Origin of the sequence: Saccharopolyspora rosea (assembly GCF_025643595.1) — a bacterium.
Classification (GTDB): domain Bacteria; phylum Actinomycetota; class Actinomycetes; order Mycobacteriales; family Pseudonocardiaceae; genus Saccharopolyspora; species Saccharopolyspora rosea.
On the sequence record NZ_CP102826.1, the window covers coordinates 6369035 to 6381472 of the forward strand.

Here is a 12438-nt window from a genome sequence, read left to right on the forward strand (position 1 = left end):
AGCCCGGTGGTTTCGCTACAGGATCGCGCCCGGCGTGTAGGCGGCCGCTTCGGGGTAGCGGGCGACGACCTTCTCGACCTCGGCGACCACGTCGCGGACCTGGTCGGCTGCGGCGCCGGTGAAAGCCAGGCGGTCGGCGAGCAGCTCGTCGAGCTGTTCGCGGCCCAGCGGCAACCGGTCGTCGGCGGCCAGCCGGTCCAGCAGGTCGTTGCGCTCGGCGCCCTGCTCCCGCATGGCCAGCGCGACCGCGACCGCGTTCTCCTTGATCGCCTCGTGCGCGGTCTCCCGGCCCACGCCCGCGCGCACCGCGGCCATCAGGACCTTGGTGGTGGCCAAGAACGGCAGGTAGCGGTCCAGTTCCCGAGCGACGACGGCGGGGAAGGCCCCGAACTCGTCGAGCACGGTCAGGAACGTCTCCAACAAGCCGTCGAAGGCGAAGAAGGCGTCCGGCAGCGCCACCCGGCGGACCACCGAGCAGGACACGTCGCCCTCGTTCCACTGGTCACCGGCCAGTTCCCCGACCATGGACACGTAACCGCGCAGCACCACCGCGAGACCGTTGACCCGTTCGCAGGAGCGGGTGTTCATCTTGTGCGGCATGGCGCTGGAACCGACCTGGCCGGGCTTGAAACCCTCGGTGACCAGCTCGTGCCCGGCCATCAGCCGGATCGTGGTGGCCACGTTGGACGGCGCGGCGGCGAGCTGCGACAGCGCGGTGAGCACCTCGTAGTCCAGCGACCGCGGGTAGACCTGGCCGACGCTGGTGAGAGTGCGGCCGAAACCCAGGTGCCCGGCGACCCGGCGCTCCAGTTCGGCGAGCTTGGCCGCGTCGCCGCCGAGCAGGTCCAGCGCGTCCTGGGCGGTCCCGACCGGGCCCTTGATCCCGCGCAGCGGGTAGCGGGCCAGCAGGTCCTCCAGCCGTTGGAAGGCGACCAGCAGTTCGTCGGCGGCGGTCGCGAAGCGCTTGCCGAGGGTGGTGGCCTGCGCGGCCACGTTGTGCGAACGCCCGGCCATGACCAGCTCCGCGTGCTCGGCGGCCAGCCGGCCCAGCCGCGCCAGCACGGCGACCGCACGGTCGCGCACCAGCTCCAGGCTGCGCCGGACCTGGAGCTGCTCGACGTTCTCGGTCAGGTCGCGGGAGGTCATGCCCTTGTGCACGTGCTCGTGGCCGGCGAGGGCGTTGAACTCCTCGATGCGGGCCTTGACGTCGTGCCGGGTGACCTTCTCGCGCTCGGCGATCGAGTCCAGGTCCACCTGTTCCAGCACCCGCTCGTAATCGGCCAGCGCCTGTTCGGGCACGTCGATGCCGAGGTCGGCCTGGGCGCGCAGCACCGCCAGCCACAGCCGGCGCTCCAGGATGATCTTGTGCCGGGGCGACCAGAGCTCGACCAGCTCGGGAGAGGCGTAGCGGGCGGCGAGGACGTTCGGGATGCTGGGTTTGGCCGTCACGAACAGTGAGGATACGTCCGCCACCGGCGCCGCAGCGCCGCCACCCGTCACCTTCGGTGCTACCCGAACGGATCATGCATGCACGTGCATTCACATCGTGCAGGTGCATACCGCACAACCGATTCCCGATCGGTTGAGATCCACATTAATTCGGCTGCAAAAGTCCCTACGCCGGTAGACTTCCGGCGGATCGCGAACATAACGTGCCGAACGCCGATCCGCCACTGGGAAAAGGAACGTTCGAAATCATGGTGACTGACGTGTTCGACGACGAACGGCAGGACCTCTTCTGGATCGTCGGACTGGGCCTGGATCGCAGGCATGCCACGACCGTTCGCCCCGGCGCCGTCTACTCCGGGCAGCTGGTCCCCTCGCTGTGCGACTCGTGGCTGAAAATCCCGCAGAGCACGCCGATCGGCCGGGAACCGCATTCCAAGACGGTCACCGAAAAATGCGATGAATGCCTCCGCCGAACCGAGGAATCACATTTCTCGCACGTGGTGTGGGACTTCTAGCCCAACTGGGCGCGCAACATCCGACGAGCGGCGGACCGCGGATCCGGATCGCTCTCGATCAGCGCGTTCACCACGGCACCGTCGACCAGCATGACCAGCTCGGACAGGCGCTCCCGGGACACCGCCATGCCGCTGCGCGCGAAGATCTCCGCCAGCAGGTCGTGCAGCTCCGCGGTCAACTCCCGCATCAACGGCGCGAGGTAGGGGCGGCGCGGCGAGCCGACCAGGCGCTCGTAGCGCAGCAGCACCGGTTCGGCGCCGCGGTCCCGGGACCCCGCACCGAGCAGCAGGTCCAGCATCAGCTCGATCACCGCGTCGGTGCTGCGCGGCTGCTCGGCCAGCTCCGCGAGCCGCTCCCGCCCCGCGGCCAGCTCCTGGCGCGATTCGTACTCGACCGCGGCGCTGACCAGGTCGTCCAGCGACGAGAAGTAGTAGGTGGTGGAGGCCAGCGGCAGCCCCGCGCGTTCGGCGACCGCGCGGTGCCGCACCGCGTCGAAACCGCCCTCGGCCAGCAGCTGCGCAGCAGCCACCACCAACGCCTGCCGCCGCCGCTCGCCCTTGGGGGTACTGGCCGTGGTCATGGCAGCCGATCCTAGGAGCCTGTCTTCGAACTCGTTGTGCGCGGCGGTGCCGGTGGCGGAACCTCAGCCGCCGCTGTGGCAGCGCCGCTTTCGGTCCTGGGCACGAGGTTCGCTACCGGCACCGCCAGCCAGAACGAGTTCAACGACATGATCTCAGCTTGGTTTTTAACCTCTACCGCTGGTAGCAGGGGCCCGGTTGATCATGAAAGCAGCCCTTGGTTGATCATTCCTCTTGCCACAGACAGAAGATCAACCCAAGGGCTGCGATGGTCAGTGTGCATGATCCCGATCGCGAAGCTGCGCTCGGGGAGTTGGTCAGGTTCCGCCAGGAGTTCTATGCGTGTCTGACCGCGCGGGCGGATGCGTTGTTCGAGCTGGCCGAGGCGGTGTTGTGCACCGATGGCCCGGTGCGGTCGTTGGTGGGGTTGTCGCTGGCGCCGGAGCACCGGCGCGGGCACGGCGCGTTGTATGACGCGATGAACTGCGGCCGGATCGACATCGAGCGGTTGCGGACGACACTGGCGGGTCTGCCGCTGCCCCGAGCGGCCGACGGGCGGCTGGTGCTGGCGGTGGATGTGTCCCCCTGGGTGCGGCCCGATGCCAATACCTCCCCGGACCGCTCGTTCTGTCACACCTACGGTCGCGGCAGAGACCAGCATCTGATGATCCCCGGCTGGCCGTACTCGATCGTCGCCGCGCTGGAGGCCGGCCGCACGTCGTGGACCGCGCTGCTGGACGCCATCCGGCTGCAGCCGGGCTGCGATGTCGCGGCGGTGACCACGGTGCAGATCCGCCAGGTCGTCGAGCGGCTCATCGCAGCCGGCCACTGGCAGCCCGGCGATCCGGAGATTCTGGTGGTGCTGGATGCGGGGTATGACGCCCCGCGCGTCGCCCACCTGCTGGGTGGGCTGCCGGTGCAGATTCTCGGCCGGATGCGTTCAGACCGCGTCCTGCGCAGGCCCGCTCCGGCCCGAATGCCCGGCGCGCGCGGTCGGCCTGCCCGACACGGCGGCGAATTCATCTTCCGTGACCCGGCTTCCTGGGGCGACGAACACGTCATCACCCGCACCCCCACCCGGCTCTACGGCACCGCCACCGCACAAGCCTGGAACCGACTCCATCCCCGCCTGACCAGCCGCGCCGCCTGGACCGGACACCAGGGTCCACTGCCGATCATCGAAGGCACCCTCATCAGGCTCACCGTCGATCGCCTTCCCAGTGGCGGCCAAGCCAAACCGGTGTGGCTGTGGTGCTCCGCAATCGACCTGGACGCCGCCGACATCGATCGCTGCTGGCAGGCATTCCTGCGCCGCTTCGACATCGAACACACTTCCGCCTGTTCAAACAGACCCTCGGCTGGACCGTCCCGAAACTGCGGGACCCCGAAGCCGCCGACCGCTGGACTTGGCTGATCATCACCGCCCACACCCAGCTTCGCCTCGCCCGGCCACTGACCGCCGACCTGCGGCGCCCCTGGGAGAAACCAGCCCCACCCGAGCGACTCACGCCCGCCCGCATCCGGCGGGGTTTTCGGAACCTGCGCACGAAGACCCCCTCGCCAGCGGGCGCACCGAAACCCACCCGGCCCGGCCCGGGACGACCACCCGGCTCAACAAACCACCGCCGCGCCCCACGCCATAACGTCGGACGCATCCTCACCACCGGCGAGGCCTACCAACGCCCCACCCACCACAACAAGGGCACCAAACCCAGACGACAAGGTTAAAAACCAAGCTCAGTGTCCGCCGCCGGTGAGGTTCAGGCCGATCACACCGGCGACGATCAGCACGATCGACACCGTCTTGGCCACCGAGAAGCCGTCGCCGAGCCACACCATGCCCACGACCGCGGTCAGCGCGGCACCGATGCCGGTCCACACCGCGTAGGCGGGGCCGGCGGGCAGCGTCCGCATCGCGTAGGCCAGCCCGGCGAAGCTCGCCAGCGCGAGCACGAGGAACGCCACGCTGGGCACCAGCCTGCTGAACCCGTGCGAGAGCTTCAGCGAGATCGCCCAGCCCGCCTCCAGCACACCGGAGATCATCAGCACGATCCAGGCCACGATCGACCTCCCCACTCCGGCGGACCCTCCGCCCGGACTGGTACCAGCGTACCAATAATCTGGTACGGACGTACCGTTTCGGTGACCAACGCCACCGCATGACCGTTGAGCTGGGAGAACGACTCAGAACTGGGTGGACAGCTCGCTCGCGATCGCGGCCACCCGAGTCCCGTACGGTGCCGCCGGGGACCCCTCGTCCGGGGCGCTCACCACGACCACCAGGCGGCCGCTGCGCGCCTTGCGGACCGCCTGCTCGGCCCCGTCCGGTCGGCGCACGTCACCCGGCGCGGACTCGGCGGGCGGCACCGAACCGGCCGGGCTCACCGTCACCGTGACCCGCCCGGACGCGGCGCCCTCGCGGAGCACGAACACCGCCGAACGCGCGCCCGCCGGGCAGTCCCGCGACGGCTCCCGAGGCGCCTGCGCCGCCTCCGGCAAGCGCGCCGCCACCGCCGCCACGACCTGCGCGTCCGGCTGGCACACGCCCGAGCGCGGGACCGGTTCGCTGAGCACGCCGGGCTGCTGCGCGCGCGGCTGCGACGAGGTCGACGGGGCGCTCTGCACCGACGTGTGCGAACCGCCGCCGGGCGGGGTGAACGCCCCGGTGCCGATGCCGACCCCGCCGACCAGCACCGCCGCCGCCACGAACGTGCCACCGGCCGCCGCCCAGCGCCGCCGCGCCGTGACGCGCCTCGACTCGCGGACCACGTCCTGCGCGTCGAACGTCGCCTCCGGCGCGGCCTCCGCCGCGTCGCGGAACAGCTCCCCGAGCCTGCGCTCGTCCACTAGCCGCACCTCCTCACGCCGACCGCAGGTCCCCGAGCTGGTCGCCGAGCACCTCGCGCAACGCCGCGAGGCCGCGCGCGCACTGGCTCTTGACGGTGCCCTCGCTGCACCGCATCACTTCGGCGACTCCCGCCACGTCCAGACCTTCGAGGAATCTCAGCACCAACACCGCGCGCTGCTTCGGCGGCACCCGCTGCAGACCGTCCAGCAACGCCTGCCGGGTCGCCACCGACTCGTCCACGTCGGCGGACTCGGCCGGACGGTCCGGCAGCTTCTCGGCGGACCGCTCCCGGCGCCAGGGACGCCGGGACTCGTCGATCACCGCGCGCGTCAGGATGCGGCGGACGTACGCGTCGAGCGCCCCCTTGTCGCGGACCTTGCGCCAGTGGCGGTGCAGTGCGATGAACGCGGTCTGGGCGTGATCGTCCGCGCGGTGCCAGTCACCGCACATCATGTACGCCATCCGACGCACCGCCTCCCGCCGAGCCACGAAGTACTCCGCGAACTCCTGCTCCTCGCGCTGGTCCACGCGGACCTCTCCGCTCGCTAGTGCCTGCAGACATGGGACGGAACGCCCGGCGACAACCGTTGCACGTTCGATGCCCCGGATCCACCCCGTGATCGGCACCGCCGACCGACGACCGATGTGCCCAGGGGCATTGCCCCACCCCGGTACCCGTGTGGTGTGATCAGTTCGTGACCAAACCGGCACCGATCGACCTCCGCTCCGACACGGTTACCCGCCCGGACCCGCAGATGTCAGCCGCGATGGCGTCCGCCGAGGTCGGTGACGACGTCCTCGACCACGACCCCACGATGCGCGCCCTGGAGGACAAGGTCGCCCAGCTGCTCGGCACCGCGGCCGCCCTCTGGGTGCCCAGCGGGACCATGGGCAACCTGATCGCGCTGTCCCTGCACCTGCGGCGCGGGGACCGGTTCCTCGCCCCGCGCGGCGCGCACGTGCTCACCCACGAGCTCGGCTCCGCGGCGTGGCTGGCCGGCGGGATGCCGGAACCGCTGGACTGCGACGCCGGACCGGGCCGCCCGTCGCCCGCCGCGGTGCGGGCGAACGCCGACGGCGGCGGGCCGTACTTCGACCTGCGCACCACGCTGCTGTGCCTGGAGAACACGCACAACGGCGCGGGCGGCACGGTGATCCCACCGCACGAGCACGCCCAGCTGGCCGCCGCCGCCCGCGACGGGGGACTGCGCGTGCACCTCGACGGCGCGCGGATCTGGAACGCCTCGATCGCCCTCGGCGTGCCGCCCGCGGCGCTGACCGTCGGCGTGGACACCGTGCAGACCTGCCTGAGCAAGGGGCTCGGCGCGCCCGTCGGCTCCGTGGTCGCCGGGAACGCGGACTTCGTCACCGAAGCGCGGCGGATGCGCAAGATGCTCGGCGGCGGCGTCCGGCAGGGCGGGGTGCTGGCCGCGGCCGGGCTCGTCGCGCTGGAGCGGATCGACTCCCTCGCCGAGGACCACCGCAACGCCGCCCTGCTGGCCGAGGGCCTGGCCGAGCTCGGGTGGGCGGTCGACACACCGCAGACCAACATCGTCCTCGCGGCCGTCCCGGACGTGCGGCTGGCGCTGGCGCGGCTGCGCGCCGTCGGCGTGCTCGCCGCCGCCATGGGCGGCAAGATCCGGTTCGTGACGCACCGGGACGTGACCAAGGCCGACATCGAGGAGGCGCTGCGCCGGATCCGCGGGTGACCGGTGCGGCGACGAGGAGGCGATCGTGCGCTGGGTGGTCTTCGACTACGGAGAGGTCATCAGCCGCCGCACCGCGGCGCTGCCCTCGCTGGCGGCGGTGCTGGGCGCGCCGCCGGAGGACTTCGAGGAGGTCTACTTCGCCGAGCGCGACGCGTACGACCGCGGCTGCGGTGACCTGCCGTACTGGCGAGCGGTCGGCAAGCGCCTCGGCGTCCGGGTCGACGCCGCGCTGGCGGAACGGCTGACCAGGGCGGACGTCGCGGGCTGGCTGGAGACCGCGCCCGGCGCGGTCGAGCTGCTCGACGAACTGCACTCCGACGGCGTGCCGCTGGCGCTGCTGTCCAACGCGCCGTCGTCGTTCGGCCGCGCCGCCGAACAGCAGCCGTGGGCCCGGGTGTTCAAGCACCTGCTGTTCTCCGGCGACCTCCAGGTCGCCAAGCCGGACGCCGCCATCTGGCGCGTGCTGCTCGACGCGCTCAACGCGCCGCCGGCGGAATGCCTGTTCTTCGACGACCGGGAGGAGAACGTCCGCGGCGCCCGCCGCGCCGGCCTGCACGCCGAGCGCTGGCAGGGCCCCGACCACGCCCGCGAGGTGCTCCGCGGGCACGGCGTGGTGCTCTGAGAGCCCGGCTCCGAACTCGTTTTGCGTGGCGGCGCCCGCGGCGGTGCACGCTGCGAGACCCCTCACCGAAAGAGAAAGCGGCTGGCGCCGCTTGCCAGATCCCTTCCGGGAGCAGGTCCAAAGACAGGCTCTGACGTCCCGCCTAGGGCTTGATCTGCTTGCGGTCGCGGGCCCAGCCGATCGCCGCGGTCGCGACGAACAGGACCGCGCCGATCACGGCCAGCCAGAACAGGCCCTTGATGATCACTCCGGCCAGCGAGATCACCAGCCACAGCAGCAACAGCCCGCCGACGATCTTCCACAACATCGCAACGCACCTCGGCTCACCTGGTGAACTCGACACCACCAGCCTGCCAGAGGTCGGCGCGGGTGGTACCCCGCCGAAGGCCACGACCGGGGAAATCTCAGGGATCCCCGGAGCGCGGGTCAGCGCAGCCAGCGGGCCAGCCGGTCGAGGGCTTCGGAGATCTCCTCGGTGCTGCCCGCGAAGGACAGCCGCACGGAGCGGTTGCCGCGCACCGGGTCGAAGTCCACACCCGGCACCACCGCGACCCCGGTGTCGTCGAGCAGCCGACGGCAGAAGTCCGGCGAGTCGTCGGTGAGGTCGGAGACGTCGGCCCAGGCGTAGAACGCGCCGTCCGCCGGGGCGACGCGCGTGATCCCCAGCTCGGACAGCCCGCTGAGCAGCAGCTCGCGGTTGGTCCGGTACCGGTCGACGTGCCCGCGCACCTCCCGGTAGGCGTCCGGGGAGAACGCGCCGAGCGCGGCGTGCTGCGACAGCGCGGGCGGGCACAGGGTGAAGTTGCCGGTCAGCGAGTCGACCGCGCGGCGCAACCGCTCCGGCACCAGCATCCAGCCCAACCGCCAGCCGGTCATGCACCACAGCTTGGAGAACGAGTTCACCACGATCGCCTCGCGGGAGAACTCCCACGCGCTGTGCAGCGGTTCTCCGTAGCTGAGGCCGTGGTAGATCTCGTCGCTGATCAGCCGCACCCCGTGCGCCTCGCACCACCGGGCCAGCGCGGCCAGCTCGTCGCCCGGCAGCACCGTGCCGGTCGGGTTCGCCGGGCTCGCCACGATCAGCCCGCGCACCGGCTCGTCCAGTTCCTCCAGCATCCGCACGGTCGGCTGGAAGCGGGTCGAGGAGTCGCAGGGCAGCTCGACGACCTCGCAGTCCAGCGCGGTCAGGATGTTGCGGTACGCCGGATATCCCGGGCGGGCCAGCGCCACCCGGTCGCCGGCGTCGAAGGCGGCCAGGAACGCCAGCAGGAACGCGCCGGAAGCCCCGGTGGTCACCACGACGTCGTCGACGCCGACGCCGAGCCCGTGCTCCCGGTCGTAGTGCCCGCCGATGGCCTCGCGCAGTTCCGGCAGGCCCAGCTGCACGGTGTAGCCGAGCTGCTCCGCGTGCAGCGCGTGCGCCGCGGCCTCCCGCACCGCCCTCGGGGCGGGTGTGGACGGCTGTCCGGCCGCCAGCGACACCACGTCGCCGCGCGTCCGCTGCCGCTCCGAGGCGGCGGTCAGGACCTCCATGACCTGGAAGGGGGCGACGTCGGCGCGCCGCGCGACACCCAGAACCGCGGGATCGAGCATGCGCTCAGCGTGCCAGGCGCGGAACCGGGCCGGACGCGCAGGTCCCGGCTGTCGGACGCGCCGCGCCACGCCCGTCCCGTTCGCGCACGGCAGCCGCTCAGTACCCCTGGTACCCGCCGCCGCGGGCCATCGACTTCAGCCCCGGGTGGCCCTCGAAACCGCCGTAGCGGGCGAAGGTGTACCGGACACCGGCGATGATGTTGTCCACCGGGTTGTAGATGTCGTTGTGGCCGGGCAGCTTGTACTGCTGGAACGTCGGGTCGATGCACTGCATCAGGCCCTTCGACGGGGTGCCCTTGGCGGCGTTGGAGTCCCAGTTGTTGATCGCGTGCGGATTGCCGCCGGACTCCTTCTCGATGATCGTCCAGATCTGGTCGATGTTGTCCTCGGTGACCGGAACGCCGTTGGCCCGCAGGATCTTGATCGCCTCGCGGATCCAGTCCTCGACGTTGCCGGGCGGCGGTCCACCGCTCGGCGGGCCACCGCTGGGACCGAGCCCGCCACCACCGCCGGAGTAATCACCGCCGGAGTAGCCGCCGTGGGAACCGGACGCCCCGCCGGAACCGCCCGATGCGCCGCCGGAACCGCCGGACGCGCCGGAGTCCCCGCCTGGCTGTTCGGTCGCGCCCTGCGGGTCGGTACCCGCCGGGTGCGAGGGCATCGGCGTCAGCTGCCAGTCGACCTCGCGGCCCGGAGCCGGGGTGAAGTCCTGGTCACCGGCCTTCGGGAGCGTCGAGAACACCCCGTCCAGCCCGCCTGACGCGGTCGCCAGCCGAGCCGCCGCACCGCTCAGCCCCGACTCGGCCTCGTCGATCTTGCCCTTGGCCTCCTGGGCGTGCTGCTGCATCGCGCGCCTGATCTCGTCGTCCCGGTCGTGCGCGGCCCGCTGCTTGGCGTCCTCGTCGTCACCGGCGGCGGAGACGGCGCGGTCGTACTCCTGCTCGGCCCGGCGCGCGTCGGCCAGCGCCCGCTCGCCGATGGCGTTGACCGCCTCCTTGGCGTTCTCGACGAGGAGGGCCGCCTGCTCCAGCGCCGCGGCCGAGTCCTCCACGGCCTGCTCGGCCCGGTCGAACCCGCCGGTCAACTTGCCCATGTAGCCGACGAAGGCGTCCGCCGAAGCGCCCTGCCACGCCTCGTCGAGGCGCCCCACGGCCTTGCCGACGTGCTGGCCGCTCTCGCTGATCTTCGACGCCGAGTCGCGCCAACGTTTGCCGATCCGCCGGATCTCGTCCGGCCTGCTGTTCTCGACCTTGCGGAGGTACCCGGCGAGTTCGCCGCCACCCGGCTTTCCCGCCACCTCTCCGGAAATCTCCATGTCGTCCCCAGTTTCAGCGCCGCATGGCGGCGGCGTTCGCCGCGTCGATGTCGTCGACCGAGCCGCGCACCGAGTCGAGCGCGCTGCCTGCGGCGCGCAGCAGCTGCTCGGCGGCGTCCAGCTGCTGCTTCGCCGCGGAGTCCAGCGCGCCGATCGCGGAGGCGAGCTTGCCCGCGGCGTCGAACTCGCCGAAGATCGCGGCGTCCACGCGCTGGTTCTCGAACCCGTCCCCGATGGCCCCCACCGGGCCGGCCTTGCCGTCCAGCTCGGACCGGCAGTCCTCCAGCGCTGCGATGTTGTAACCGGCTCGGGTCACGGCCCCTCCTCGCGTTCGCTCGTGCGATGTCGGACGCTGCCCGGCGCAGCACGGTTCCAAGCGAGGTCATGACTACCAAAAACAACCGCCCGGCATCCGCGTTTCGCCAGCGGAGCCGGGCGGTTTTCACCCGTGTGCCGGGTTCAGGCCCGGACCTCGCCGCGCGCGGCGCGCAGTGCGATGTCGGTGCGGTAGTGGGCGCCCGGCAGGTGGACGCCGGAAACCCGGCGGTAGACCTCGGTCCGCGCGGCCTCCAGGTCGGCGCCGGTCGCGACGACCGACAGCACGCGGCCACCGGAGGAGACGACCGCGCCGTCGTCGCGGCGCCGGGTGCCGGAGTGCAGCACGCCCTGGCCGTCGCTGCCCTGGATGACGTCGTCGACCCGCGGCCGTCCCGGGTAGCCCTCGGCGGCGAGGACGACGGTCACCGCGCACCCCGGCTCCCACTCCAGCGGCGGCTGGGCGGCGAGCTCACCGCGCGCCACGGCGTCCAGCAGCGACGCCAGCGGGGTGTCCAGCAGCGCGAGCACGGCCTGCGTCTCCGGGTCGCCGAACCGGCAGTTGAACTCGACGACCTGGGGACCGTTCGACGTCAGCGCGAGGCCGGCGTAGAGCAGTCCGGAGAACGGCGTGCCGCGGCGGTCCAGTTCGTCGACGGTGGGCTGCACGATCGTGCGCACCACGGTGTCGACCAGGTCGTCCGGCGCCCACGGCAGCGGCGCGTAGGCGCCCATGCCACCGGTGTTCGGGCCCGCGTCGCCGTCACCGACGCGCTTGAAGTCCTGCGCGGGCAGCAGCGGCACGACGGTGGTGCCGTCGACGAGGCAGAACAGCGACGCCTCGGGACCGTCGAGGAAGCTCTCCAGCAGCACCGGGTGGCCGCCGTCGAGGAGCCGGAGGGCGTGCGCCCGCGCCGCGTCGAAGTCGTCGGTCACCAGCACGCCCTTGCCCGCGGCCAGACCGTCGTCCTTGACCACCCAGGTCGGACCGAAGTGCGACAGCGCGGCGTCCAGCTTCGCCGGGTTGTCGACGATCTCGCTGTGCGCGGTGGGCACCCCGGCGGCCTGCATGACGTCCTTGGCGAACGCCTTGGAACCCTCGATGCGCGCGGCCTCGCGGGACGGGCCGAAGCAGGCGATCCCGGCCGCGCGCACCGCGTCGGCCGCACCCGCGACCAGCGGCGTCTCGGGACCGAGGACGACGAGGTCGGCGCGCCAGTTGCGGGCGAGTTCGGCGATCTGGTCCGGTTTGGAGACGTCAACGGCGTAGGGCTCGGCGAGCGCCGCGATGCCCGCGTTCCCGGGCGCGCACGCGAGCGCGGTCACCGCCGGGTCGCGGGACAGCGCCAGCACGATCGCGTGCTCCCGGCCACCGCCACCGATCACGAGGATTCGCACGGTCCGGAGCGTAAAGCGTGCGACGCCGCACCGGGCCCCGGGGGTCCACCACCGACTGTTCCACAGTGGACACACGGGCACCGCGGGCCGCTCCG

Annotated in this window: 14 protein-coding genes; 4 read left to right on the plus strand and 10 right to left on the minus strand. The window is 71.9% G+C overall.

The window, feature by feature from the left end:
• Nucleotides 1–15 precede the first annotated feature (15 nt).
• A complete protein-coding gene (purB, locus tag NV263_RS29635; RefSeq protein ID WP_263250113.1) occupies nt 16–1449 on the minus strand; it encodes an adenylosuccinate lyase in 1434 nt (477 codons plus the stop codon).
• Nucleotides 1450–1652: 203 nt separating this feature from the next.
• Here purB and NV263_RS29640 point away from each other — a divergent pair, with 203 nt between their 5' ends.
• Nucleotides 1653–1964: a hypothetical protein gene (locus tag NV263_RS29640; protein ID WP_263250114.1), complete on the plus strand. Its 312-nt coding sequence runs from the start codon at nt 1653–1655 to the stop codon at nt 1962–1964.
• Here the strand turns inward: NV263_RS29640 and NV263_RS29645 are convergent.
• Nucleotides 1961–2545, minus strand: a complete 585-nt coding sequence (locus NV263_RS29645; protein ID WP_263250115.1) for a TetR/AcrR family transcriptional regulator — start codon at nt 2543–2545, stop codon at nt 1961–1963. The genes NV263_RS29640 and NV263_RS29645 overlap by 4 nt on opposite strands.
• 275 nt (nt 2546–2820) lie before the next feature.
• On the opposite strand from NV263_RS29645, the gene NV263_RS29650 reads away from it, so the two are divergent.
• On the plus strand, nt 2821–3957 hold the full coding sequence (locus NV263_RS29650; RefSeq protein ID WP_263250116.1) for a transposase: 1137 nt from the start codon (nt 2821–2823) through the stop codon (nt 3955–3957).
• A gap of 323 nt (nt 3958–4280) precedes the next feature.
• Here the strand turns inward: NV263_RS29650 and NV263_RS29655 are convergent, their stop codons facing one another.
• The 3 genes from NV263_RS29655 to NV263_RS29665 form a co-directional block, all read right to left on the minus strand.
• Nucleotides 4281–4604: a DMT family transporter gene (locus NV263_RS29655; RefSeq protein ID WP_263250117.1), complete on the minus strand. Its 324-nt coding sequence runs from the start codon at nt 4602–4604 to the stop codon at nt 4281–4283.
• 123 nt (nt 4605–4727) lie between these two features.
• On the minus strand, nt 4728–5390 hold the full coding sequence (locus tag NV263_RS29660; RefSeq protein ID WP_263250118.1) for a hypothetical protein: 663 nt from the start codon (nt 5388–5390) through the stop codon (nt 4728–4730).
• Nucleotides 5391–5403: 13 nt separating this feature from the next.
• Nucleotides 5404–5919 carry a SigE family RNA polymerase sigma factor gene (locus NV263_RS29665; protein WP_263250119.1) on the minus strand — a complete coding sequence of 172 codons (516 nt, stop codon included), beginning with the start codon at nt 5917–5919 and terminating at the stop codon, nt 5404–5406.
• 167 nt (nt 5920–6086) lie between these two features.
• Between NV263_RS29665 and NV263_RS29670 the strand changes: the two genes are divergently transcribed.
• Together NV263_RS29670 and NV263_RS29675 are read left to right on the plus strand one after the other, a co-directional pair.
• Complete coding sequence (locus NV263_RS29670) at nt 6087–7100, plus strand: threonine aldolase family protein (RefSeq protein ID WP_263250120.1); 1014 nt, start codon at nt 6087–6089, stop codon at nt 7098–7100.
• Between the two features lie 22 nt (nt 7101–7122).
• Nucleotides 7123–7722 (plus strand): HAD family hydrolase, encoded by a 600-nt coding sequence (locus NV263_RS29675; RefSeq protein ID WP_263254426.1) that lies wholly within the window; start codon nt 7123–7125, stop codon nt 7720–7722.
• A gap of 142 nt (nt 7723–7864) precedes the next feature.
• On the opposite strand, the gene NV263_RS29680 is transcribed toward NV263_RS29675, so the two are convergent.
• From NV263_RS29680 to purD, 5 genes are all read right to left on the minus strand, one after another.
• Nucleotides 7865–8029: a hypothetical protein gene (locus NV263_RS29680; RefSeq protein WP_263250121.1), complete on the minus strand. Its 165-nt coding sequence runs from the start codon at nt 8027–8029 to the stop codon at nt 7865–7867.
• A 119-nt stretch (nt 8030–8148) separates the two neighbouring features.
• Nucleotides 8149–9315, minus strand: a complete 1167-nt coding sequence (locus NV263_RS29685) for an aminotransferase class I/II-fold pyridoxal phosphate-dependent enzyme (protein ID WP_263250122.1) — start codon at nt 9313–9315, stop codon at nt 8149–8151.
• Nucleotides 9316–9412: 97 nt separating this feature from the next.
• Nucleotides 9413–10630, minus strand: a complete 1218-nt coding sequence (locus NV263_RS29690; RefSeq protein ID WP_263250123.1) for a transglycosylase SLT domain-containing protein — start codon at nt 10628–10630, stop codon at nt 9413–9415.
• 13 nt (nt 10631–10643) lie between these two features.
• The gene (locus NV263_RS29695; protein WP_263250124.1) at nt 10644–10946 is read right to left on the minus strand and encodes a hypothetical protein; all 303 of its coding nucleotides are present in this window, start codon (nt 10944–10946) and stop codon (nt 10644–10646) included.
• Between the two features lie 143 nt (nt 10947–11089).
• Nucleotides 11090–12343 (minus strand): phosphoribosylamine--glycine ligase, encoded by a 1254-nt coding sequence (gene purD / locus NV263_RS29700; protein WP_263250125.1) that lies wholly within the window; start codon nt 12341–12343, stop codon nt 11090–11092.
• Between the last annotated feature and the right edge of the window lie 95 nt (nt 12344–12438).

What these genes read in the sequence shown, in the direction of transcription:
- NV263_RS29645 (WP_263250115.1), bottom strand. Translation starts at nt 2,545, where the DNA reads ATGACCACGGCCAGTACCCCCAAGGGCGAGCGGCGGCGGCAGGCGTTG.
- NV263_RS29680 (WP_263250121.1), bottom strand. Translation starts at nt 8,029, where the DNA reads ATGTTGTGGAAGATCGTCGGCGGGCTGTTGCTGCTGTGGCTGGTGATC.
- NV263_RS29685 (WP_263250122.1), bottom strand. Translation starts at nt 9,315, where the DNA reads ATGCTCGATCCCGCGGTTCTGGGTGTCGCGCGGCGCGCCGACGTCGCC.
- NV263_RS29690 (WP_263250123.1), bottom strand. Translation starts at nt 10,630, where the DNA reads ATGGAGATTTCCGGAGAGGTGGCGGGAAAGCCGGGTGGCGGCGAACTC.